The sequence below is a fragment of the Rhodococcus sp. NPDC060086 genome, assembly GCF_042730275.1.
Taxonomy (GTDB): Bacteria; Actinomycetota; Actinomycetes; order Mycobacteriales; family Mycobacteriaceae; genus Rhodococcus.
On the sequence record NZ_JBHWWZ010000032.1, the window covers coordinates 34,974 to 58,379 of the forward strand.

Here is a 23,406-nt window from a genome sequence, read left to right on the forward strand (position 1 = left end):
CTCCGATCTGCCACCTGTCGACTCCCTAGACTGTGGGAATTATCGTCGTCGAGATTCGGGAGCAGTATTCGTGACACGTCCGGCCGGACCCCGCCCCACCGCACCACCTCGAGTCGAAGCGGTGGTCCGCTGACATGCGCGTCGTATTCGCGGGCACACCCGAACCCGCTGTCCCGTCGCTTCGCCGACTGATCGAGTCCGACCGGCACGAGGTCGTGGCGGTGGTGACCCGACCCGACACCACCGCAGGACGCGGTCGCAAAGCCGTACGGTCGGCCGTGGGCTTGCTCGCCGACGAGCACGGCATCGAGGTGCTCACCCCACGCTCACCGCGCGACCCCGAGTTCGTGACCCGTCTGACCGAACTGGCACCCGACTGCTGCCCGGTCGTCGCGTACGGCGCGTTGATCCCGCAGGACGTCCTCGACATCCCCGCCCACGGCTGGGTGAACCTGCACTTCTCGCTGCTGCCGGCATGGCGCGGCGCCGCGCCGGTGCAGGCCGCACTCGCCGCAGGCGACGAGATCACCGGCGCGAGCACCTTCCGGCTCGAAGCCGGCCTCGACACCGGGCCCATCTACGGCGTGGTCACCGAGACCATCCGCCGCACCGACACCGCAGGCGACCTCCTCGAACGCCTCGCCGACGCCGGAGCCACCCTTCTCGAATCGACCCTCGACGGCATCGCGGACGGCATCCTCAGCGCCGCGCCCCAGCCCGCCGACGGGGTCTCGCTGGCCCCGAAGATCACGGTCGACGCGGCCCGGGTCACCTGGGCGCATCCGGCGCACGTCGTCGACCGGCATATCCGTGCCGTCACCCCCGCACCCGGCGCGTGGACGATGATCGGTGACGTGCGCGTCAAGCTCGGGCCCGTCACGGTGACGGACGAGACTCTCGAACCCGGCGAGATCCTCGCCCGCAAGGACGGTTTGTTCATCGGGACGGCGACGACCGCAGTCCGGCTCGGCACCGTCCAGCCACCCGGCAAGAAAGCGATGGCCGCCGCAGACTGGGCGCGCGGCGCCCGCCTCGATGAGAAGGTGCGTGCACAGTGACCGAATCCCGCAGACCAGCACGCCGCCCCGGTCAGGGCACCGGCGATCGCAACGCGAAACCGCGTCAGGCGCGGCGACCGTCGCCGTCCGCGGTGGACCCGGCACGCACGGCGGCCCGCGACGTACTGCGCGCGGTCCGCGACCGCGACGCCTACGCAAACCTGGTGTTACCCGCCCTGCTGCGCGAACGGAAACTCGATTCCCGCGACGCGGCGCTCGCCACCGAACTGACCTACGGAGCCGCCCGCGCGCAGGGCCTGCTCGACGCCGTCATCGAATCGGCCGCGCAGCGTCCGGTCGACGAGATCGATGGTGGGCTGCTCGACGTGTTGCGGCTGGGTACCTATCAGCTGCTGCGCACCCGCGTCGCGCACCACGCCGCCGTCGCCACCAGCGTGGATCTGGTGCGCGCCGAATTCGGCCAGGGCCGAGCGGGGTTCGTCAACGCCGTGCTTCGTCGTGTCGGTGAGCAGACCGAGGATCAGTGGATCGAGCGACTCGCACCCGACGCCGATCGTGATCCCGTCGGGCATCTTTCGTTCCGATACGCGCACCCGGTATGGATCGCGCAGGCCTTCGCACACGCGCTCGGTGCGGACGCGGGTGAGCTCGCCGAGGTGCTCGCCGCCGACGATGCTCGCCCGATCGTGCATCTCGTCGCGCGTCCCGGCATCATCACCGCCGAGGAACTGGCCCTCGTCACCGGTGGGGAACAAGGGCCGTGGTCGCCGTACGCAGTGCACCTCGATCACGGTGATCCCGGCCGGCTCGACGCCGTCCGCGAGGGCATGGCAGCCGTGCAGGACGAGGGCAGCCAGCTCGTCGCACGGGCATTGACCCTCGCACCGCTCACCGGCGACGACGGCGGGCGCTGGCTCGACCTGTGCGCCGGGCCGGGCGGAAAAGCTGCGTTGCTCGGCGCCCTCGCCGACCTCGACGGATTCACCGTGGACGCCGTCGAGCCGATCGAACACCGCGCCGACCTGGTCCGCAAGACCACCCGCGGCATGCCGGTCACCGTGCACGTGGCCGACGGACGCGAACCCGGGCTCGACCCCGGCTACGACCGCATCCTCGTCGACGCACCCTGCACCGGGCTCGGCGCGCTGCGCCGTAGGCCCGAGGCGCGGTGGCGCCGCCAACCCGGCGACGTCGCCGACCTGGTGCGCCTGCAGAAGCAACTCCTGGCCTCCGCGATCGAGTTGCTGCGTCCCGGTGGCGTCGTGCTGTACTCGACCTGTTCGCCGCACGTGTCCGAAACCGTCGCGATCGTGGCCGACGCAGTGCGCCGCCACGGCGTCGAAGAACTAGACACCCGCGAACTCGTGCCCGGAGTGCCTCAGCTCGGCGATGGACCGGGTGTGCAGCTGTGGCCGCACCGGCACGGGACCGATGCGATGTTCATGGCGGCGCTGCGCAAACCGATCGGTTGAGTCATCTTCGCCGGGGCGCAGTGCACCGCGCCCCGGCGAAGATGAAGACTCTCTCATCTTCGTTTCACGAACTGTTCACCACGGCGATAGAACATTGTTGCCATGGCAGTCGTGAAGCGGATATCTGCGCTGGTAGCGCTCTTGGTGATCCCGGCGGGTCTTGCATGGGCCGGTCAGGCACTCGGCGGAAACGCCGGGTCACCCGACGTCGGTAATGCCTCGATCACCGTGTCCGTCGAGCCCTCGGACGATGCGGACTTCAGGGGCGGTGTCGAGAATCCGGCCACCTCACCGTCGGCGGCTCCGATGCCGCCTGCCGACGCATCCGAGGCGCCGGTGGTCACCGAGAGCGGCGCCGCGCCGATTCCCGGCGTTACCGGTGCACCCGCCGGGCCTCCCGCGGCGAATACGCGCGCCCCCTCGTCTCCGCCGATCTCCGATGTGCAACGGCAGCCGATTCCCGCTCCGCAACAGGAGTGGGACGACGACTGGGACGATGACTGGGATGACGACGGGGGAGACGACGGGGGAGACGACGACTGGGACGACGACGCAGACGAGGGCGACGACTGGGACGACGATGGCGAGTGACGGTGAGAAACGCCCCAGTGGGTCGGCTCTGCCGGCCCGCTGGCGCATCCTCTCGTGGATTCTCGTCACCACAGCAGTCGCACTGGTCTCGGTGGTCTTCACCACGCGTGTGCTGCTGCTCAGCGACGTCGACCACGACGCAAACGCCGACATCACGCAGGAGATCGACGAGTTCCGCGCGTTCGCGGCCGTCGGCGTGGACCCGACCACCGCCGCACCGTTCACCTCCGTCGACCGGATGCTCGAGGTGTACCTGAACCGGCAACACACTTCGGAAGGCGAGGTGATCGTCGGGGTCTTCGGTGGCCAACTACTGTTCGATCGCCGTATCGCACTGGACCGGCCCGACCTGCCGCCGGATCTGACCGACGACGGAAACCTCTTCGACCAGATCCTCGGCATCCCCGCCAACTCCGGTGTCATCGATGTCGACGGTGGCCGGATGCGGTGGGCCCGTGCGGATGTGACGTCGGGCAACGACAACGGTTCCCTGATCGTCGCCGTGTTCACCGCCGAACAGCGAGCACAGGTCGGTGAGACCATTCGCACCATCGCGCTCGTCGCAGTCGGGGGTCTCGGCCTCACCGCCATCATCGGCTGGCTCGTTGCAGGCCAGATCCTCGCCCCGATCCGCCAGGTGCGCGAAGTCGCGTCCGAAATCGGGGAGAAGGACCTCACGAGCCGGGTGCCCGTCCACGGGCGCGACGACATCGCCGCGCTCGCCGAGACCTTCAACTCGATGCTCGACCGCCTCGAACAGGCACACGACACCCAGCAGCGCTTCGTCGACGATGCCGGGCACGAACTGCGCACCCCGATCACCGTGATCCGCGGGCATCTCGAGGTGATGGAACTCGACCGGACGGCCGATGCCGCCACCCGCGCCGCGACCCTCCGGCTCGTCGAGGACGAACTCGACCGCATGGCCCGCATCGTCAGCGACCTGCTGGTGCTCGCCAAGGCGGAACGCCCCGACTTCGTGACTCGCAGCGCCGTCGACGTCACCGATCTGACACTCGACATCGAAGCCAAGGCCCAGATGCTCGGTACCCGCGACTGGCAGCTCATGGAGATCGCCGAGGGCGTCGCCGACATCGACAGTCAACGCGTCACCCAGGCCACCCTCCAACTCGCCACCAACGCGGTCTCGCACACTCGCAACGGTGACGTGATCCAGCTGGGGTCCGCCTTCGTCGACGACGAGGGACAGCACCTGTTCCGGGTGTGGGTGCGCGACACCGGCCCGGGAGTGGCACCGGAGGACGCGACCCGCATCTTCGAACGTTTCCGTCGCGGCAACCCCAGCGCCGCAGACCTCGACGGCCCCGCACCCGAACGCGGTGGTGCGGGACTCGGGCTGGCCATCGTCCGAGCCATCACCGATGCCCACCACGGTTCGGCGTGGGTCCACAGCGAACTCGGTCACGGAGCCACCTTCGGCATCGACCTTCCCGTCGAACGCCCCACCATCGCGAACCCCGACCAACTTCTCATCGCCACCCACGACTCCGAACCCGCCACACGAAAGGCCGCAACTCCGTGAGCCGCATCCTGATCGCCGAAGACGACACACGCATCGTTGCCTTCCTGGAGAAGGGCCTGCGCGCCGCCGGCTACACCATCACCCATGCGGGCGACGGAGACACAGCCCTGTTGCTGGCCCGCAGCGACGAGTTCGACCTCGTGATCCTCGACATCGGGCTGCCCAGGATGGACGGATTCACCGTCCTCGGCCGACTCCGTGGCGAAGGCGTCCGCACTCCCGTCATCGTGCTCACCGCCCGCGACAGCGTCACGGACACCGTCGCGGGACTCGAGGGCGGCGCCAACGACTACGTGAGCAAACCGTTCCAGTTCGCCGAACTCCTCGCCCGGATCCGACTGCGTATCGGAGACGCAGGCACGTCCGATCCGACGTCGGTGCTCGGCGACGGTGATCTGGCACTCGACCTGCGGACCCGTCGCGTCGAAGTCGGCGGCGCCACCGTCGACCTCACCAGCCGCGAATTCTCCCTCCTCGAGGTGTTCCTGCGCCATCGCGGGCAGGTGCTCTCCCGCGAACAGATCCTCGGCCACGTGTGGGGCTACGATTTCGACCCGGCCTCCAACGTCGTCGACGTGTACGTGCGCGCGTTGCGCAACAAGATCGGCGGCGACCGCGTCGAGACGATTCGCGGAGCGGGATACCGGTTGCGATGACCTATTACTCCACCACACCGCCGCGCGTCCCGACGCCACCGACGTCACCGACCTCACCGACGCCACCGACGCCACCGACGTCACCGTCGCCGCCTTCGCGTGTGCAGCGCAGAGCAGCACCCGGCCGGGTCGCTGCCCTCGCAGTCCTGGTCGCGGCGTGCGCAGGCATCGTGCATCTCGCCCGCACCGACGCTGCTCTCAGCGCGGAGGCCGCGGTCACGTTGATCGTGTTCGTGATCGCGGTGTGGTTGTGGATCTTCACCCGCGTCGACGACACCTACGTGGCGCTCGGAGCCGCAGTCGGTCTCACCGTCGTGGGGGTCACCGACGCCGATGCGCTGTTCGCCACCCTCGGCGACGACATCGTGTGGCTGCTGCTGTCGGCGTTCGTGATTGCCGCCGGCGTTGCCTCGTCGGGCTTGGCCACACGCGGCGCCGCCTTCCTCGTCACCGGCGCCCGCACCCCCCGCGCCCTGATCCACCTGGTGACCGCGGCGCTCGTGGTGACCGCCTTCGCGGTGCCGTCGACATCCGGGCGCGCGGCACTCGTTCTGCCGGTCTTCGTTGCCATCGCCGCGGTCCTGTCGGACCGGCCCCGGCTGGTGCGCGCACTGGCGCTGCTGTTCCCGACAGTGATCCTGCTGTCTGCCGTGGCATCCCTGCTCGGTGCCGGAGCACACCTGATCACCAGCCAGATCGTCGCGACCGCCACCGGCGCCGGATTCGATTTCGCGACGTGGATGCTTCTGGGCCTGCCGCTCGCGATCGTCTCGTCGCACGCCGCAGCGGAACTGGTGCTGCGGATGTTCACCGCCGCCGACGACCGCCGCCGACACCTGACGATCACTGCCGAGGACATCGGAGCTCACTCGTCGACCCCGGTGACCGGACCGTTCACCGTCGCCGAATCCCGGTCTGCGGTGCTGCTTGCCGTGGTGACGGTGCTGTGGTGCACCGAACCGCTGCACGGCATTCATCCGGCAGTGGTCGCGCTCCTCGGCGCACTCGTCGCGGCGTCGCCGCGCTACGGGTCCGTCCGGCTCGGAGCGGCGCTGAAGACCGTGCCGTGGTCGCTGCTGTTGTTCATGGCTGCCACCCTGTCGATCGGCACCGCGCTCACCACGAGCGGCGCCGCAGACTGGCTCGCGAACACCGCGTTCGGTCCGCTCACCGCACGAGGTGCGGCCGCGGGCCCGCTGTTCGTGGTGGTCGTCGTCGGTGTCTCGACCGCGGCGCATCTTGTGATCCAATCGCGTTCGGCCCGTTCGGCGGTGCTCATTCCCGTGGTCGTCGCGCTCGCTCCCACCGTCGGGGTCGATCCGCTTGCCGCAGCATTCATCTCGACCGCCGCAGCCGGTTTCTGTCACACCCTGCCCAGTTCCGCGAAGCCGGTGACACTGTTCTCGTCGGTGTCGGACGTCCCCACCTACACGAGCAGGGACCTGCTGCGGTTGTCCGCGGTGCTCGGTCCGCTCAGTGCCGTGCTGGTGCTGTTGTTCGCCTGGTTCGTGTGGCCGTTGCTGGGCATGCCGCTCTTCCCGTGATCCCACCCGTATCCGCCCATTGATTTTTCTCACCGCATTTTTCTCACCGCACCGATCGGAGTGAAGCTATGGCACTGAAGGTTCCGCACCGAATCCTTGTCGCGCCCAGCGGATTCAAGGAGAGCCTCGACGCCCCCACAGTCGCATCGGCGATCGCTATCGGTGTCCGCCGCGCGCTGCCCGGGGTGGTCGTCGACACCGTCCCGATCCCCGACGGGGGCGAGGGCACCGCCGAGATCCTCGCGGCCGCCACCGGCGGCGTCCTCGTTCCGACCACCGTTACCGGCCCCGTCGGCGAGCCGGTGGTCGCGCACTGGGCGCGACTCGGAGGCGATGCCTCGGGCACCGCCGTGGTCGAGATGGCCTCGGCTGCCGGTCTGCGTCTCGTGCCCGGCGACCGCCGCGACCCCGGCGCGACCACCACCCGCGGTGTCGGTGAACTCATCGTCGCCGCACTCGACGACGGGATCCGTCGCATCGTCGTCGGATGCGGTGACTCCGGAACGAGCGACGGGGGCGCCGGCGCCTTACGTGCTCTCGGCGTTCGCATCCTCGATCGCGACGGACACGACGTTCCGGACGGGGGCCGCCATCTCGCGCATGCCCATCGACTCGATCTCGACGCGCTGCATCCCGCCCTCGCCGACACCGAGCTCGTCCTCGCCTGCAACATCCACAATGTGCTCTGCGGTCCGCGGGGTGTCGCCCGCGTGTTCGGTCCGCAGAAGGGCGCGAGCCCCGCGCAGGTCGAAAAGCTGTCCGCCGCGCTCGACCGGTGGGCCGAGGTTCTCGAACAGCACAGCGGTACCGCCCAATTCGATATCAGGACCGGTCCGGGCACCGGAGCATCGGGTGGGCTCGGCACCGGACTCGCCACTATTGCCGGGGCACGCATCGCGTCGCGCTTCGACGTGTTGCTCGACAGCGGCCTGTCCGGTATCGATCTCGACGCGCTCGTCGCCCGCGCCGACCTGATCATCACCGCGGAGGGGAGCATCGACTTCCAGACAGCGCACGGCAAGGTGCCCGCCGAGATCGCGCGACGCGCTCAGCAGGTCGGGGTGCCGGTGCTCGCGCTCGCCGGGTCGCTCGGCCGCGGTGCCCCGGACGTGCACGACGTCGGGATCGGCGCGATCGCCTCGATCATCCCCGTGCCGATGAAGCTCGAGGACGCCGTCGCCAACGGACACGACCTGCTCGTCGATGCCGCAGCACGGTCCATGCGGCTGCTCATGCTCGGCTCTGCCGTCGCGTGCCGGAGCAAGAGGCGCGGCGACAAGGTCAAGCGCCAGGTCGCCGCGGTCAGCGCGGCCTGACTGTTCGGATTTGTGGAGATGCGGCCGCTAGGGTGCGATCATGCCCGAGATCGTCACGTTGACCATGAACCCGGCCCTCGACGTCACCACCTTCGCCGACGCGGTGGTGCCCACCCGCAAATTGCGGTGTGACGAGCCGTTCTACGACGCAGGCGGGGGCGGAGTCAACGTTGCGAAGGTCGCGCGTGTTCTCGGTGCGTCGGCCGCAGCGGTGTATCCGGCCGGAGGTGCGCGCGGCGAACAGATGAGCGGGCTACTCGACGACGATGATGTCGAAGAACACATCGTGCCCATCGCCGACGACACCCGGGAATGCTTCACCGCGATCGACCGCACGAGTGGTCTCGAATACCGGTTCGTCACCCCGGGGCCGGAACTGACCGCCGAGGAGCAGGAACAGTGCCTCGTCACGCTGACGGAGGTGGCGAAAGGCGCGAAATATGTGGTCGCCAGCGGAAGCTTCCCGCCCGGTGTGCCAAGCTCCTTCATGCGGAAGGTCGCCGAGGCCGCCCGCGATGCGGGCGCGCGATTCGTCCTCGATTCTTCGGGCGACGCACTCGCCGGCATCGAATCGGGGGTGTACCTGGTCAAACCGTCGTTGGACGAACTGTGTGAATGGGTCGGTCACCACCTCCCCACGTCGGACGACCGGATATCCGCAGCCCGCGAGCTCGTCGAACGCGGTGTCGCGGAGGTCGTCGTGGTGTCGCTGGGTGCGGACGGCGCCATCATGGTCACGGCCGACGACACAGTGCAGGTGCCTGCCCTCGATGTCGAGGTGCGCAGCGCGGTCGGGGCCGGCGACAGCATGGTCGCCGGGCTCGTCGTGGGATTGTTGCAGGACCGGTCGCTGCGTGACGCGTTGTCGCTGGGTGTCGCCTGCGGCTCCGCCGCCTTGCTCACGGCAGGCAGCCACGTCTGTCGCCGCGAAGACATCGACCGGTTCGACGCGCTCGCCCGCGATCTGTGACTCCGCGATTCCGGCAGCACCGCGTCGCCCGAACTTTCCTCCAGGTCTCCGGCTTTCCGTGGCTCGACGACCTGCGGAAACCCGTGTAACCGGAGGAAAGTACCGGAGGTTGACGCGTAGTCAGTCGAGGAACAGATCGAGCTGCAACTCGCCGTCGCCTGCCCGGTACGGCTCGAGGTCGGTGACCCCGGCAGCGGCCAGCACCTCGTCGTCGATGTAGAAGTTGCCGGTCGCCTCGGTGCTCGGCGAGGTGAGGACCACGTATGCGGCATCGGCGTAGATATCGGGTGTCCGCGAGGAATTGACCATGTCTTCGCCGCCGAGAAGGTTGAGCACCGCCGCGGTGGCGATGGTGGTGCGCGGCCAGAGCGAGTTGACGCCGATGCCGTCGTTCTTCAACTCTTCTGCCAGTCCGAGCGTGGTCAGACTCATTCCGTACTTGGCCATTGTGTAAGCGAGATGCCCGCCCGCCCATTTCGGCGACAGGTTCAGCGGCGGCGACAGGGTCAGGATGTGCGGATTGCGGCCTGCTTTCGCGGAGTCGCGCAGTGCGGGAATCGACAGCTTCGAGAGCAGGAACGTGCCGCGGCAGTTGATGTCCTGCATGAGGTCGTACTTCTTCATCGCGATATCGGCGGTGGGGGACAGGTCGATCGCGGATGCGTTGTTGACGACCATGTCGATACCGCCGAACCGTGCGATCGTCTGTTGGACGGCGTCGGCCACGGCGTCGTCGTCTCGGATGTCGCCGACGAACGGCAGCACTTGCCCGCCCGCCCGCTCGAGTTCGGCGGCGGCAGTATGGATGGTGCCTGGAAGCTTCGGATTCGGGGTGTCGGTCTTGGCGATCAGTGTGATGTCGGCGCCGTCGCGCGCGGCGCGCAACGCGATCGCGAGGCCGATTCCACGGCTCCCGCCGGACATGATCATGGTTTTGCCGGCGAGTGGTGTCGGATCTGAAGTGCTCATCGGTGCCTCCTTCGTCGGATGCCGTCGAGTATGGGGGCGCCGCAGGATTCCTGAAGGAGATTCACCTGTTGTGGTGAATTCGTGGACCGGTGGGTGAGATCGGCCTACATCGCGGTCGCGATCACCGGAGCACCCCCCTGCGGCGCTGAGGTGATCGCCACCGCGATGTGGCAGCGGACACGGACCGGATGGCACCTCGCCGAGATCGGCGGACTACCCACGATTGTGGGCACAGTGCCGTGACCCTCTCCAGGGAACCATCCGGCCGGCTCGCCGACCAGGGGAAAGGTCCCGGATTCGGTGTGTTGCCCGCCCCGACCCCGGCTGCTACCGCGCGCACTAGACTTGCCAGACGTGGCCCACCCGATGATCGCTCCCTCCATCCTGTCCGCAGATTTCGCACGCTTGGCCGACGAGGCCCGGGCCGTCGCCGGCGCCGATTGGTTGCATGTCGATGTCATGGACGCGCATTTCGTGCCGAACCTGACCCTCGGCTTGCCGATCGTGCAGTCGTTGCTGAAGGCAACCGAGATTCCTCTCGACTGCCACCTGATGATCGAGGATCCGGGCAGGTGGGCGCCCCCGTACGCGGAAGCCGGTGCGCACAACGTCACCTTCCACGCCGAAGCCACCGACGACCCTGTCGCGGTCGCTCGGGACATCCGTGCCGCCGGAGCGAAGGCCGGACTGTCCGTCAAGCCCGGCACCCCCATCGAGCCGTACCTCGAGATCCTGAAGGAATTCGACACCCTCCTCGTGATGAGTGTCGAACCCGGATTCGGCGGTCAGTCCTTCATTCCCGACGTACTCGACAAGGCCCGTGCTGTGCGGCGGCTGGTGGATTCCGGTGAACTGCGTCTGCTCGTCGAGATCGACGGTGGTATCAACGCCGACACCATCGAAGCCGCTGCCGAAGCCGGCGTCGACTGCTTCGTCGCAGGCTCCGCTGTCTACGGCGCGGAGGACCCGGGCGAGGCGGTACGCAAGTTGCGCGCGCAGGCAGGGAAGGCCTCGCCGCATCTGACCCTCGCGCCGTGACCGCACCGGAACTCGCCGAAGCGCTGCAGTTCGCGCTCGACGCGGCGGAAGCCGTTCGCGGGACGACGAGCCCCAATCCGCCGGTCGGCGCGGCGATCGTCGCCGCGGACGGTCGCATCGCCGGCGTCGGTGCGACGGCGCCTCCGGGCGGTCCACACGCCGAGGTGCGAGCGCTGGCGGTCGCCGGAGAGCGGGCGCGCGGTGGGACCGCGGTCGTCACTCTCGAACCCTGCAACCACACCGGTCGCACCGGACCGTGCGCGCAGGCCCTGATCGAGGCCGGCATCGCGACCGTCCACTACGCGATCGCCGATCCGAACCCGGTCGCAGGCGGCGGTGCAGACACCCTGCGTGCCGCGGGCATAGCGGTTCACGAAGGCCTCGGCGCCGACGCCGTGGCCCACGGCCCCCTGCGGGCGTGGCTGCACCGGCAACGCACCGATCGGCCACATGTGACCTGGAAGTACGCGGCGGGGCTCGACGGGCGCAGTGCCGCCGCAGACGGCACCAGCCAGTGGATCTCCGGCCCGGACGCACGCACACGCGTGCACGACGAACGCAGCCGGTTGGACGCGATCATCGTGGGCACCGGCACCGTACTCGCCGACGACCCGTGGCTGACGGCACGCCTGCCCGACGGTGACCTCGCGCCGCATCAGCCACTGCGGGTGGTCGTCGGGTTCAGCGACCTCCCCACCGATGCGCGGGTGCTCGACGACAGCGCCCCCACCCTCGTTCTGCGTACTCACGACGTCGACGAGGTCCTTGCGGCACTGACCGACCACCCGGATGTCCTCATCGAGGGCGGTCCGCGTCTTGCCGGTGCGTTCCTCGCGGCCCGTCGCGTCGACCGCATCCAGGCGTACATCGCGCCGGTCGTGCTCGGGGCAGGAAGCGCGGCGGTGCAGGATGCGGGCGTCACGACGATCGCCGAGGCGCTACGGTTTCGTCGGGAGCGCGTCGAGACCGTCGGCGCTGATGTCCTGATGACCCTGGTCCCGGAACGGGACTGATGAGCCCGGTCCCTGGCCGGGAGTGAAGGAGCCGAACGTGTTCACCGGCATCGTGGAAGAACTGGGTGAAATCGTGGCGCGCGAAGACCTCGCGGACGCCGCGCGATTCACTGTGCGGGGCCCGGTGGTGACCACCGACGCAAAACATGGCGACTCGATCGCCGTCAACGGAGTGTGCCTGACCGTCGTCGACGTGGTGGACACCGACTCGTTCACCGCGGATGTGATGCAGGAGACACTGAACCGTTCGAGCCTCGAGGGTCTGGCGCCTGGCAGTCGCGTCAACCTCGAACGCGCGGCGGCGGTGAACAGTCGTCTCGGCGGTCATATCGTGCAGGGGCACGTCGATGGCACGGGTTCTGTGCTCTCGCGTACCCCGTCCGAGAACTGGACGGTGGTCCGGATTTCGTTGCCCGCGAGCATCGCCCGGTATGTCGTCGAGAAAGGGTCGATCACCGTCGACGGTGTGTCGCTGACGGTGTCGGCGCTCGGCGGCGAACCCGGCGACGAATGGTTCGAGATCTCTCTCATCCCGACGACGTTGTCGCTGACCACGCTCGGCGGCGCCGAGCCCGGTACCACCGTCAACCTCGAGGTCGATGTGATTGCGAAGTACGTGGAGCGACTGCGGAACGCTCGGTGACAGGTCGTACTGTGGAACAGGACAGTGGACGCGAAGCACGAGTCGTCCGACTAGAAGATTTGGAGTCAGGGCAAGTGACGAGGTTCGACACCATCGAGCGCGCGGTCGCCGACATCGCCGCCGGTAAGGCGGTCGTCGTGGTCGACGACGAAGACCGTGAAAACGAGGGCGACCTCATCTTCGCCGCGGAGAAGGCCACTCCCGAGCTTGTAGCGTTCATGGTGCGCTACACCTCCGGATATCTGTGTGTGCCGCTCGACGGCGACGACTGCGACCGGCTCGGGCTGCCCCCGATGTACTCCACGAATCAGGACAAGCACGGCACGGCCTACACGGTCACGGTCGACGCGAAGGAAGGCATCGGCACCGGCATCTCGGCGTCCGACCGCGCCACCACGATGCGGCTGCTCGCCGACCCCGATTCGACCGTGCTGGATTTCACCCGTCCCGGCCACGTCGTGCCGCTGCGCGCGAAGGAAGGCGGCGTGCTGCGTCGTCCCGGCCACACCGAGGCCGCTGTGGACCTCGCCCGTATGGCCGATCTGCGCCCGGCCGGTGTGATCTGCGAGATCGTCTCCCAGAAGGATGAGGGCCACATGGCCCGCACCGACGAGCTGCGCGTGTTCGCCGACGAGCACGATCTCGCGCTGATCTCCATCGCCGACCTCATCGCGTGGCGTCGTAAGCACGAGAAGCATGTGGTGCGTGTCGCCGAGGCCCGCATCCCCACCCGGCACGGTGATTTCACCGCGGTCGGCTACCAGAGCATCTACGACGAGGTCGAGCACGTCGCGCTCGTCCGCGGCGACCTCGCCGGGCCCGATGGCGACGGCGCGGACGTGCTCGTGCGCGTGCACTCCGAATGCCTGACCGGTGACGTGTTCGGGTCATTGCGGTGCGATTGCGGTCCGCAGCTCGACGCCGCACTCGAGATGGTGGCGGCGGAAGGCCGCGGTGTCGTGCTCTACATGCGTGGCCACGAGGGGCGCGGTATCGGCCTGATGCACAAGCTGCAGGCATATCAGCTGCAGGACGCCGGGTCCGACACCGTCGACGCCAACCTGGAACTCGGGCTCCCCGCCGACGCCCGCGACTACGGCATCGGCGCGCAGATCCTCGTCGATCTCGGTGTGTCGTCGATGCGGTTGCTCACCAACAACCCTGCCAAGCGGGTCGGGTTGGACGGATACGGACTGCAGATCACCGAGCGTGTCCCGATGCCGTTGCGCGCCAACGCCGAGAACCTGACCTACCTGCGGACCAAGCGCGACCGGATGGGTCACGATCTGGTCGGGCTCGACGACTACGAGGCCGGTGACGCCTGATGAGCGGTGAAGGGCTACCCGACCTGCAACTCCCCGACCTGCACCGCGCGGGCGCCGCGGGTCTGCGTCTGGCGATCGTCGCGGGACGCTGGCACGCCGAGATCTCCGATGCGCTCATCGCGGGGGCACAGCGTGTCGCCGAGGAAGTCGGGATCGCGGACGTCACCGTCGAGCGCGTGGCCGGCGCGATCGAACTGCCCGTGGTCGCGCAGCAGCTCGCCCGCACCCACGATGCCGTGGTCGCGTTGGGCGTTGTGATCCGCGGCGGGACCCCGCACTTCGAGTACGTGTGCGATGCGGTGACCTACGGGTTGACGCGCATAGCGCTCGACGAGGGCACCCCCGTCGGCAACGGTGTGCTCACCACCGACACCGAGCAGCAGGCACTCGACCGCGCGGGGCTGCCGGATTCGGTCGAGGACAAGGGCGGTCAGGCGTGCGCGGCCGCACTCGACACCGCCGTCACCTTGCGTCGACTCCGGGAAACGACGCCGTGACCGCCGCTACCGACACCGAGTGGGAACTCGACGTCCGCGCTCGCAAGATGACCCTCGCGGCGCAGCTCATCGCCGGGTTCCTGGTGGTCGGACACATCGGCGCCGCCCTCGTCCTACGATCGGGCGGTGACACCGGCGTGAATCTGCGCATCGCCGACCAGATCGCGATGGTCGCGATCGGGCTCGTCGTCGCGTCCGGTGTGCTGCTCTTCACCCGACCTCGTCTGCGCGCCGGTGCGAGTGGTGTCTTGGTGCGGAACATGTTCCAGGAAAAGCTCTTCGGCTGGAATCAGGTGTACGGCGTCTCGTTCCCGCACGACGCGCCGTGGGCACATCTCGAGCTTCCCGATGACGAGTATCTGGCTGTGGTCGCGGTGCAGGCCCGAGACGGTGCGCACGCCGTCGACGCCCTGGAACGCTTCCGCGAGATCGAAGCACGCTACGGTCGGGGTGTCGGAGCAGACGACTAGCCTGGACGTCGTGCCCGACCCCTCGACATACCGCCCCGCCCCCGGCACCATCCCCACGGAGCCGGGGGTGTACAGATTCCGCGACCCGCACGGCCGGGTCATCTACGTCGGCAAGGCCAAGAACCTGCGGTCGCGGCTGAACTCGTACTTCGCCGATGTCTCCTCGTTGCACCCGCGCACGCGGCAGATGGTCACCACCGCCGGCAGTGTCGAGTGGACGGTGGTGCGCACCGAGGTCGAGGCCCTGCAGCTCGAATACAACTGGATCAAGGAATTCGATCCGCGCTTCAACGTGCGCTATCGAGACGACAAGACGTATCCGATGCTTGCCGTCGGTGTGGGGGAGAAGTTCCCGCGACTGTTCGTCTACCGCGGTCCCCGACGCAAGGGTGTGCGCTATTTCGGTCCCTATTCTCATGCGTGGGCGATCCGGGAAACCCTCGATCTTCTGCTGCGGGTGTTCCCGGCCCGCACCTGCTCGGCCGGCGTCTTCAAACGGCACTCGCAGATCGGGCGGCCGTGCCTGCTCGGGTACATCGACAAGTGCTCGGCGCCGTGCGTAGGCCGGGTCGATCCCGACGAACATCGCCGGATCGTCGACGACTTCTGTGATTTCCTCGCCGGCCGCACAGACCGGCTGGTCCGCGACGTCGAAGCACGCATGCACGCCGCCGCCGAAGAACTCGACTTCGAACTCGCGGCACGCCTGCGCGACGATCTCGGGGCGCTCCGCAAGGCGCTCGAGAAGCAAGCCGTGGTGCTCGGCGACGGAACGGATGCCGACCTCGTCGCGTTCGCCGGTGACGACCTCGAGGTCGCCGTTCAGGTGTTCCACGTGCGCGGAGGCCGCGTCCGCGGACAACGAGGCTGGGTCGTCGAGAAGTCCGGCGATGTCGTCGATCGGCCGACCGACCGCGGCGCGCGGCCGGCCGAATCCGACGACGCGGATCGGGACGAAGAGATGTCGCTGCTCGTTGAGCAGTTCCTCACCCAGTTCTACGGGGAGGAGGTCGCGCTCACTACAGCTGCCGACATCGATCGCGCCGCAAGCGCGGTGCCACGCGAGGTGCTCGTTCCGGCGCTGCCGCCCGACCCGGACGAGATGAGCCGCTGGCTCTCCGGACTCCGAGGCGGACCGGTACGGCTGCGCGTGCCCCAGCGCGGCGACAAGAAGGCGCTCGCCGAGACGGTACTGCGTAACGCGAAGGAAGCACTGACCCAGCACAAGTTACGGCGGGCGGGCGATTTCACTGCGCGTTCGGCGGCACTGCAGGGCATCCAGGAGGCACTCGACCTGGACTCGGCGCCCCTGCGTATCGAATGCGTCGACATCAGCCATGTGCAGGGCACCGATGTCGTTGCCTCACTGGTGGTCTTCGAAGACGGTCTGCCCCGCAAATCCGACTATCGGCGATACGCGATCAAGGAGGCCGCAGGCGACGGACGGTCCGACGACGTCGGCTCGATCGCCGAGGTCACTCGCCGACGGTTCCTCCGGCACAACCGTGACGTTGCCCACGCTGCGGCAGGTGAGGGTGGCGCCGACGGTGGCGACACCGCGCCGGAGGCTGCGCTGGATCCGGTCACCGGCAGGCCGCGCAGGTTCGCGTATCCACCGAACTTGTACGTCGTGGACGGCGGTGCGCCTCAGGTGTCGGCGGCGGCCGAGGTCCTCGACGATCTCGGTATCACCGATGTCGCCGTGATCGGTCTCGCGAAACGCCTCGAGGAGGTGTGGGTGCCGGGCGAGGAGGATCCGGTGATCCTGCCGCGGGCGAGCGAGTCCCTCTACCTGCTGCAGCGGGTACGCGACGAGGCACACCGGTTCGCCATCACCTTCCACCGCAGCAAGCGTTCGCAGCGCATGACGGCGTCGGCACTCGACGGTATCCGTGGTCTGGGCGACGCGCGCCGCAAGGCACTCGTGACGCATTTCGGGTCGGTCGCGAAATTGCGGGAGGCCACCGTCGAGGAGATCACCGCGGTCCCGGGGGTCGGCCGCGCGACCGCGCAGACCGTGCATGACGCACTCCGCGGCGAGACGCCGAACGGCGCCTCGCCACCACCGGCCGACCCGACTCCGGAACTCGACCCGGATGCAGGAGACACGCCGGTGAGCGATGATGGCACCGTCGGCGTGTCGGAAGTACGAGCGGAGTCGCAGCAATGACGGATGTGGATCGAGAGACCATCGGGTCCGATGGGGACGGTGCTGCTCGTCGTGCCGAGGTGATCATCATCACCGGGCTGTCGGGGGCTGGGATGAGTACCGCGGCCACTGCGCTCGAGGATCTCGGGTGGTTCGTCGCCGACAATCTCCCGCCGCAGTTGGTCATCTCGATGATCGATCTCGCGGTTCGCGCCGATCCGCCGCTCGAGCGGCTCGCGATCGTCATGGATGTGCGCAGCCGCTTGTTCACCGGCGATCTCGGCCAGGTCGTCAACGAACTGGCCGCGCGGCCGGTCCAGACCCGCGTGCTGTTCCTCGAGGCGACCGACGCCGTGCTCGTGCGACGCTTCGAGCAGGTGCGCCGCAGTCATCCACTGCAGGCCGACACCGCCGACCGCACTCTCATCGACGGGATCGCCGCGGAACGAGCACAGCTCGCACCGGTGAAGGGTGCCGCCGACCTCGTGGTCGACACCTCCGCGCTCACCGGACCGGAGTTGCGTCGCAAGATCGAAACGGCCTTCGGAGATGCGACCTCCGACACCATCCAGGTGACCGTCGAATCGTTCGGTTTCAAGTACGGTCTGCCGATGGACTCCGACCTCGTATGCGATGTGCGTTTCCTCCCGAACCCCCACTGGGTTCCCGACCTGCGTCCGCAGACCGGCCGCGACGCGCCGGTGAGTGACTACGTGCTGTCCCACGAGAGCGCACCGGAGTTTCTCGACAGTTATCTGCGGATGCTCGACCTGACGACGGCCGGTTACCGACGTGAGGGCAAGCGTTACATGACGATCGCGGTGGGCTGCACCGGTGGCAAACATCGCAGCGTCGCGATGGCCGAAGCCCTGGCGGGGCGATTGAGCGGTGAACTCGGACTCGATGTGCATGTCGTGCACCGTGATCTGGGGCGCGAGTGAGCACCTATCTCGGAGATTCTCCGACCGGTCCGGCGATCACGGCACTCGGCGGGGGGCACGGGCTGTACGCGACGCTGCGCGCCGTGCGTCAGCTCACCGAGCGGGTGACGGCCGTCGTGACCGTTGCCGACGACGGCGGCTCGTCGGGTCGATTGCGATCCGAGCTCGGCGTGATCCCGCCGGGTGACCTGCGCATGGCTCTCGCCGCGATGTCCGCCGACCTCCCCGATGTACGTGTCTGGACCGAGACCGTGCAGCATCGCTTCGGCGGAACCGGCGCCCTCGCCGGGCACTCGGTGGGCAATTTGATCCTGGCGGGCCTGAACGAGGTCCTTGGCGACACCGTCGCCGCTCTCGACGCCGTGGGGCGTCTGCTACAGGTGCGCGGCCGGGTTCTGCCGATGTCACCGATAGCCCTCGACATCGAGGCGGACGTCTCCGGGCTCGAATCCGATCCGCGGGCAAGCCGATGTATCCGTGGCCAGGTCGCGGTCGCGACCACGCCGGGGAAGGTGCGGCGTGTCCGGCTGATCCCGGCCAATCCACCGGCAAGCCCCGATGCGCTGGACGCGGTGTGCGACGCCGACCTGGTGGTGCTCGGGCCGGGCTCGTGGTTCTCGAGTGTGATCCCGCACGTGCTGGTCCCGGACGTGCACGATGCCCTGGTCCACACGAACGCACGGAAGGTGCTGGTACTCAATCTGGCTGCCGAGCCGGGGGAGACCGCCGGGTTCTCCGCGGAGCGGCATCTGCACGTTCTGGCGCAGCATGCCCCGGACTTCCGCGTCGACAACGTCGTCGTCGATGCGGCGTCGGTGCCGGTGGGGCGCGAACGTGAGCATCTTCGCCGCGCGGCGTCCGGATTCGGTGCCGACGTGGACTTCGTCGATGTGGCCGAGACCGGCACTCATCGGCATGACCCCGCCAAATTGGCGAGGGCGCTCGGACAGTATCTGACCAAGCCGGACGGATACAGCAGTTCCGTCGGCGGTGGCGGAAGGGAGATCGTCTCGTGGCAATGACAGCGGAGGTCAAGGACGAGTTGAGCAGGCTCGTCGTCACCCGCACCAGCAACCGCAAGGCGGAGGTGTCGTCGTTGCTGCGGTTCGCCGGTGGACTGCACATCGTCGCGGGTCGCGTCGTCGTCGAGGCCGAGGTCGACCTGGGGTCGATTGCGCGGCGGCTGCGCAAAGAGATCTTCGAGCTGTACGGCTACCAGGTGGAGGTCCTCGTTCTCGGTGCGGGTGGGCTCCGCAAGAGTTCGCGGTACGTGGTGCGGGTAGGCAAGGACGGTGAGGCACTCGCTCGGCAGACCGGGTTGCTCGACAGTCGCGGCCGGCCGGTTCGAGGCTTACCTGCGCAGGTGGTCGGCGGCAGTGTGTCCGATGCTGCTGCCGCGTGGCGCGGTGCGTTCCTCGCGCACGGTTCGCTCACCGAACCGGGGCGCTCCTCGGCGCTGGAGGTCAGTTGCCCCGGGCCGGAGGCCGCGCTCGCGTTGGTGGGGGCGGCCCGCCGTCTCGGGATCACGGCCAAGGCGCGTGAGGTGCGCGGCGCCGACCGCGTCGTGCTCCGCGACGGCGAGGCCATCGGCGCGCTGCTGACCCACATGGGCGCCCAGGACACCCGGCTGACCTGGGAGGAACGTCGCATGCGCCGCGAGGTGCGCGCGACCGCCAACCGGCTCGCGAACTTCGACGACGCAAACCTGCGACGGTCGGCGCGGGCCGCAGTCGCGGCAGCAGCACGGGTCGAGCGGGCCCTGGCGATCCTCGGTGCCGACGTCCCCGACCACCTCGCGGCGGCAGGCGCACTGCGGGTGCAGCACCGGCAGGCCTCGCTCGAGGAACTCGGCCAGCTCGCGGATCCGCAGATGACCAAGGATGCTGTCGCCGGTCGGATCAGGCGTCTGTTGTCGATGGCCGATCGGCGCGCGAAGGAACTCGGGGTGGCCGACACCGAGTCGGCGGTGACCGCAGAGTTGCTCGAGGAAGCGTAGCGCGTCACCCTGAAGTGGTGATCCATGCCACGCAAGGGTGGATCCCGCGCGGTGAACCACGCACATTAGGGTGGTGGTTACACCAGCACAATCATCTTAAATTCTGGGCAAAGGAGCTTCACTGTGACTGTCCGCGTAGGCGTGAACGGCTTCGGTCGTATCGGACGTAACTTCTTCCGTGCCGTGGAGGCGCAGAAGGCGCTCGGCACCACGGACATCGAGATCGTGGCGGTCAACGACCTCACCGACAACGACACCCTGGCGACGCTCCTGAAGTACGACTCGATCCTGGGTCGCCTCGGCAAGGATGTCCGTGTCGAGGGCGACTTCATCGTCGTCGGCGACCAGAAGATCAAGGCCCTGTCCATCAAGGAAGGCCCCGCCGCACTTCCGTGGGGCGATCTGGGTGTCGACGTGGTCGTCGAGTCCACCGGCATCTTCACCGACGCCGCGAAGGCCAAGGGCCACCTCGAGGCCGGCGCCAAGAAGGTCATCATCTCCGCGCCCGCCAAGGGTGAGGATCTCACCGTCGTGATGGGCGTCAACGACGACAAGTACGACGGCAGCCAGAACATCATCTCGAACGCCTCGTGCACCACGAACTGCCTCGGCCCGATCGCCAAGGTCCTCGATGACAGCTTCGGCATCGAGAAGGGCCTCATGACGACGGTGCACGCCTACACGCAGGACCAGAACCTGCAGGACGCCCCGCACTCTGACCTGCGTCGCGCTCGCGCCGCCGCGCTGAACGTCGTCCCGACCGGCACGGGTGCCGCCAAGGCCATCGGCCTGGTGCTTCCGCAGTTGCTCGGCAAGCTCGACGGCTACGCGCTGCGCGTGCCGATCCCGACCGGATCGGTCACCGACCTCACCGCGCAGTTGCGCACCAAGGCGTCGGTCGAGGAGATCAATGCTGCGATGAAGGCTGCCGCAGAGGGACCGCTCAAGGGCATCCTCAAGTACAACACCGACCCGATCGTGTCCTCGGACATCGTCACCGACCCGCACTCGTCGATCTTCGACGCGCCGCTGACCAAGGTCATCGACGACCAGGTCAAGATCGTGTCCTGGTACGACAACGAGTGGGGCTACTCCAACCGCCTGGCCGACCTCATCGGTCTCGTCGCCAAGTCCCTCTGACACCTCACACCGAACAGGACATCCGAACAGTGGCAGTTCAGACGCTGAAGGATCTGCTCGACACCGGGGTGGAGGGTCGTGGCGTGCTGGTGCGCTCCGACCTCAACGTCCCCCTGGACGGCGAGACGATCACCGATCCCGGCCGCATCCTCGCGTCCGCGCCCACGATCAAGGCGCTCGCCGAGGCCGGCGCCAAGGTTGTCGTGACCGCGCACCTGGGTCGCCCCAAGGGTGAACACGACCCGAAGTTCTCGCTGGCGCCCGTCGCGGCGAAGCTCGGTGAGGTACTCGGTCGCAACGTTCAGCTCGCCGGCGATGTCGTCGGGCAGGACGCTCTTGCTCGCTCGGAGGGCCTGACCGACGGCGACATCCTCCTGCTCGAGAACATCCGCTTCGATCCGCGCGAGACGAGCAAGGACGAAGCGCAGCGTCAGGCGCTTGCACGTGAGCTCGTCGAACTCGTCGGCGACGACGGCGCATTCGTCTCCGACGGTTTCGGTGTCGTGCATCGCGCGCAGGCGTCGGTGTACGACGTGGCGAAGCTGCTCCCGCATTACGCGGGTGGCCTCGTCGCGGCGGAGGTGGAGGTGCTGGCGAAGCTCACCACCGACACCGAACGTCCGTACGCGGTGGTGCTCGGCGGTTCGAAGGTCTCCGACAAGCTCGCGGTGATCGAGGCGCTCGCACCGAAGGTCGACACCCTCGTCATCGGCGGCGGAATGTGCTTCACATTTCTTGCTGCGCAGGGTATTTCGGTGGGAACCTCGTTGCTCGAGGAATCGATGATCGACACCTGCAAGAGCTTGCTCGACAGGTTTGCCGACGTACTGCACATCCCGCAGGACGTGGTGGTGGCCGACAGCTTCTCCGCCGACGCGGAAGCGAAGACCGTCCCGGTCTCCGAGATTCCCGACGGCTGGATGGGTCTCGACATCGGACCCGAGTCGGTGCAGCGATTCGCGTCGCTGCTCACCTCGGCACGGACAGTGTTCTGGAACGGCCCCATGGGCGTGTTCGAGTTCGAGAAGTTCGCCGCAGGCACCAAGGGTGTCGCCGAGGCCATTGTCGAAGCCACCGGCAAGGGCGCGTTCAGCGTCGTCGGCGGCGGCGATTCGGCCGCGGCGGTGCGTTCGCTGGGGCTGCCCGACAACGGGTTCTCGCACATCTCCACCGGAGGTGGAGCGTCCCTCGAATACCTCGAGGGCAAGGAACTGCCCGGTATCTCGGTTCTGGAAGGTTAACACAGTGACATCACCCGGCGCTCCGCTTGCCCGGAAAGCACGTAAGCCGCTCATCGCGGGCAACTGGAAGATGAACCTCAATCACCTCGAGGCCATCGCTCTGGTACAGAAGATCGCGTTCACCCTTCCCGACAAGTACCTCGAGAAGGTCGACGTCACCGTCATCCCGCCGTTCACCGACATCCGCTCGGTGCAGACCCTGATCGAGGGCGACAAGATCGGGCTCACCTACGGCGCCCAGGACGTGTCCGCCCACGCTTCCGGCGCCTACACCGGCGAGATCTCCGGTGCGATGCTCGCCAAGCTCGGCTGCACCTACGTGGTCGTCGGTCACTCCGAGCGGCGCACGCTGCACGGCGAGACCGACACGATCGTCCGCGACAAGGCGAAGGCCGCGCTCACGCACGGCATCACGCCGATCGTGTGCATCGGTGAAGGCCTCGACATCCGCGAGGCCGGTAACCACGTCGCGTACAACGTCGAGCAGTTGAAGGGCTCGCTCGCCGGCCTGTCCGCCGACGACATCGCCAAGATCGTGGTCGCGTACGAGCCGGTCTGGGCCATCGGCACGGGCAAGGTCGCTTCGGCTGCCGACGCCCAGGAGGTGTGCGCCGCAGTGCGTGCCACCCTCGCCGAGCTCTCCTCGCCCGAGATCGCGGCATCCGTCCGCGTCCTCTACGGCGGTTCCGTCAACGCCAAGAACGTCGGCGAGCTCATCGCTCAGACCGACGTCGACGGTGGCCTCGTGGGCGGCGCGTCGCTCAAGGCCGACGAGTTCGCGCAGCTGTCGGCGATCGCTGCAGGCGGCCCGCTGCTGTAAGCCAACCGGCACACCGGTTTCACCACTGTGGGGCGCAGGATCCGAACCGATCC

23 protein-coding genes are annotated in these 23,406 nt (G+C 68.1%); 22 read left to right on the plus strand and 1 reads right to left on the minus strand.

The features are described from left to right. Positions 1-134 precede the first annotated feature (134 nt). The 8 genes from fmt (at position 135) to ACFWB0_RS17540 (ending at position 9,111) form a co-directional block, all read left to right on the plus strand. A complete protein-coding gene (fmt, locus tag ACFWB0_RS17505; protein ID WP_378491736.1) occupies positions 135-1,058 on the plus strand; it encodes a methionyl-tRNA formyltransferase in 924 nt (307 codons plus the stop codon). Then, positions 1,055-2,491 (plus strand): RsmB/NOP family class I SAM-dependent RNA methyltransferase, encoded by a 1,437-nt coding sequence (locus ACFWB0_RS17510; RefSeq protein ID WP_378491737.1) that lies wholly within the window; start codon positions 1,055-1,057, stop codon positions 2,489-2,491. The genes fmt and ACFWB0_RS17510 overlap by 4 nt, the downstream gene beginning before the upstream one ends. 102 nt (positions 2,492-2,593) lie before the next feature. Beyond that, a complete protein-coding gene (locus tag ACFWB0_RS17515) occupies positions 2,594-3,082 on the plus strand; it encodes a hypothetical protein (RefSeq protein ID WP_378491738.1) in 489 nt (162 codons plus the stop codon). Continuing rightward, the gene (locus tag ACFWB0_RS17520; RefSeq protein WP_378491739.1) at positions 3,072-4,625 is read left to right on the plus strand and encodes an ATP-binding protein; all 1,554 of its coding nucleotides are present in this window, start codon (positions 3,072-3,074) and stop codon (positions 4,623-4,625) included. The genes ACFWB0_RS17515 and ACFWB0_RS17520 overlap by 11 nt, the downstream gene beginning before the upstream one ends. Then, on the plus strand, positions 4,622-5,281 hold the full coding sequence (locus ACFWB0_RS17525; protein WP_378491740.1) for a response regulator transcription factor: 660 nt from the start codon (positions 4,622-4,624) through the stop codon (positions 5,279-5,281). Before ACFWB0_RS17520 ends, ACFWB0_RS17525 begins: the two co-directional genes overlap by 4 nt. Next, complete coding sequence (locus tag ACFWB0_RS17530) at positions 5,278-6,825, plus strand: SLC13 family permease (protein WP_378491741.1); 1,548 nt, start codon at positions 5,278-5,280, stop codon at positions 6,823-6,825. The genes ACFWB0_RS17525 and ACFWB0_RS17530 overlap by 4 nt, the downstream gene beginning before the upstream one ends. Before the next feature lie 68 nt (positions 6,826-6,893). Next, positions 6,894-8,141, plus strand: coding sequence for a glycerate kinase (locus ACFWB0_RS17535; RefSeq protein WP_378491742.1), 1,248 nt, complete (start codon positions 6,894-6,896; stop codon positions 8,139-8,141). A 40-nt stretch (positions 8,142-8,181) separates the two neighbouring features. After that, positions 8,182-9,111, plus strand: a complete 930-nt coding sequence (locus ACFWB0_RS17540; RefSeq protein WP_378491743.1) for a 1-phosphofructokinase family hexose kinase — start codon at positions 8,182-8,184, stop codon at positions 9,109-9,111. Positions 9,112-9,231: 120 nt separating this feature from the next. Here ACFWB0_RS17540 and ACFWB0_RS17545 read toward each other — a convergent pair whose 3' ends face one another. Further along, positions 9,232-10,080, minus strand: coding sequence for an SDR family oxidoreductase (locus ACFWB0_RS17545; protein WP_378491744.1), 849 nt, complete (start codon positions 10,078-10,080; stop codon positions 9,232-9,234). Between the two features lie 93 nt (positions 10,081-10,173). On the opposite strand from ACFWB0_RS17545, the gene ACFWB0_RS17550 reads away from it, so the two are divergent. From ACFWB0_RS17550 to tpiA, 14 genes are all read left to right on the plus strand, one after another. After that, positions 10,174-10,323: a hypothetical protein gene (locus ACFWB0_RS17550; protein ID WP_378491745.1), complete on the plus strand. Its 150-nt coding sequence runs from the start codon at positions 10,174-10,176 to the stop codon at positions 10,321-10,323. 111 nt (positions 10,324-10,434) lie between these two features. Then, positions 10,435-11,118: a ribulose-phosphate 3-epimerase gene (gene rpe, locus ACFWB0_RS17555; protein WP_378491746.1), complete on the plus strand. Its 684-nt coding sequence runs from the start codon at positions 10,435-10,437 to the stop codon at positions 11,116-11,118. After that, the gene (gene ribD, locus ACFWB0_RS17560) at positions 11,115-12,131 is read left to right on the plus strand and encodes a bifunctional diaminohydroxyphosphoribosylaminopyrimidine deaminase/5-amino-6-(5-phosphoribosylamino)uracil reductase RibD (protein ID WP_378491747.1); all 1,017 of its coding nucleotides are present in this window, start codon (positions 11,115-11,117) and stop codon (positions 12,129-12,131) included. The genes rpe and ribD overlap by 4 nt, the downstream gene beginning before the upstream one ends. A 37-nt stretch (positions 12,132-12,168) precedes the next feature. Beyond that, entirely contained in the window at positions 12,169-12,774 is a 606-nt protein-coding gene (locus tag ACFWB0_RS17565; RefSeq protein WP_378491748.1) for a riboflavin synthase, read from the plus strand. Positions 12,775-12,848: 74 nt separating this feature from the next. Next, positions 12,849-14,099, plus strand: coding sequence for a bifunctional 3,4-dihydroxy-2-butanone-4-phosphate synthase/GTP cyclohydrolase II (locus tag ACFWB0_RS17570; RefSeq protein ID WP_378491749.1), 1,251 nt, complete (start codon positions 12,849-12,851; stop codon positions 14,097-14,099). Next, positions 14,099-14,596: a 6,7-dimethyl-8-ribityllumazine synthase gene (ribH, locus tag ACFWB0_RS17575; protein ID WP_378491750.1), complete on the plus strand. Its 498-nt coding sequence runs from the start codon at positions 14,099-14,101 to the stop codon at positions 14,594-14,596. Before ACFWB0_RS17570 ends, ribH begins: the two co-directional genes overlap by 1 nt. Continuing rightward, a complete protein-coding gene (locus ACFWB0_RS17580) occupies positions 14,593-15,066 on the plus strand; it encodes a PH domain-containing protein (RefSeq protein ID WP_378491751.1) in 474 nt (157 codons plus the stop codon). Before ribH ends, ACFWB0_RS17580 begins: the two co-directional genes overlap by 4 nt. 10 nt (positions 15,067-15,076) lie before the next feature. Further along, complete coding sequence (uvrC, locus tag ACFWB0_RS17585; RefSeq protein ID WP_378491752.1) at positions 15,077-17,236, plus strand: excinuclease ABC subunit UvrC; 2,160 nt, start codon at positions 15,077-15,079, stop codon at positions 17,234-17,236. Then, complete coding sequence (gene rapZ / locus ACFWB0_RS17590) at positions 17,233-18,156, plus strand: RNase adapter RapZ (protein WP_378491753.1); 924 nt, start codon at positions 17,233-17,235, stop codon at positions 18,154-18,156. The genes uvrC and rapZ overlap by 4 nt, the downstream gene beginning before the upstream one ends. Continuing rightward, positions 18,153-19,178, plus strand: coding sequence for a uridine diphosphate-N-acetylglucosamine-binding protein YvcK (gene yvcK / locus ACFWB0_RS17595; protein WP_378491754.1), 1,026 nt, complete (start codon positions 18,153-18,155; stop codon positions 19,176-19,178). Before rapZ ends, yvcK begins: the two co-directional genes overlap by 4 nt. Continuing rightward, complete coding sequence (gene whiA / locus ACFWB0_RS17600; RefSeq protein ID WP_378491761.1) at positions 19,175-20,152, plus strand: DNA-binding protein WhiA; 978 nt, start codon at positions 19,175-19,177, stop codon at positions 20,150-20,152. The genes yvcK and whiA overlap by 4 nt, the downstream gene beginning before the upstream one ends. Before the next feature lie 123 nt (positions 20,153-20,275). Further along, positions 20,276-21,292, plus strand: coding sequence for a type I glyceraldehyde-3-phosphate dehydrogenase (gene gap, locus ACFWB0_RS17605; RefSeq protein ID WP_378491755.1), 1,017 nt, complete (start codon positions 20,276-20,278; stop codon positions 21,290-21,292). A gap of 29 nt (positions 21,293-21,321) precedes the next feature. Then, a complete protein-coding gene (locus ACFWB0_RS17610; RefSeq protein WP_378491756.1) occupies positions 21,322-22,533 on the plus strand; it encodes a phosphoglycerate kinase in 1,212 nt (403 codons plus the stop codon). A gap of 4 nt (positions 22,534-22,537) precedes the next feature. Further along, complete coding sequence (gene tpiA / locus ACFWB0_RS17615) at positions 22,538-23,353, plus strand: triose-phosphate isomerase (protein WP_378491757.1); 816 nt, start codon at positions 22,538-22,540, stop codon at positions 23,351-23,353. Positions 23,354-23,406 lie beyond the last annotated feature (53 nt).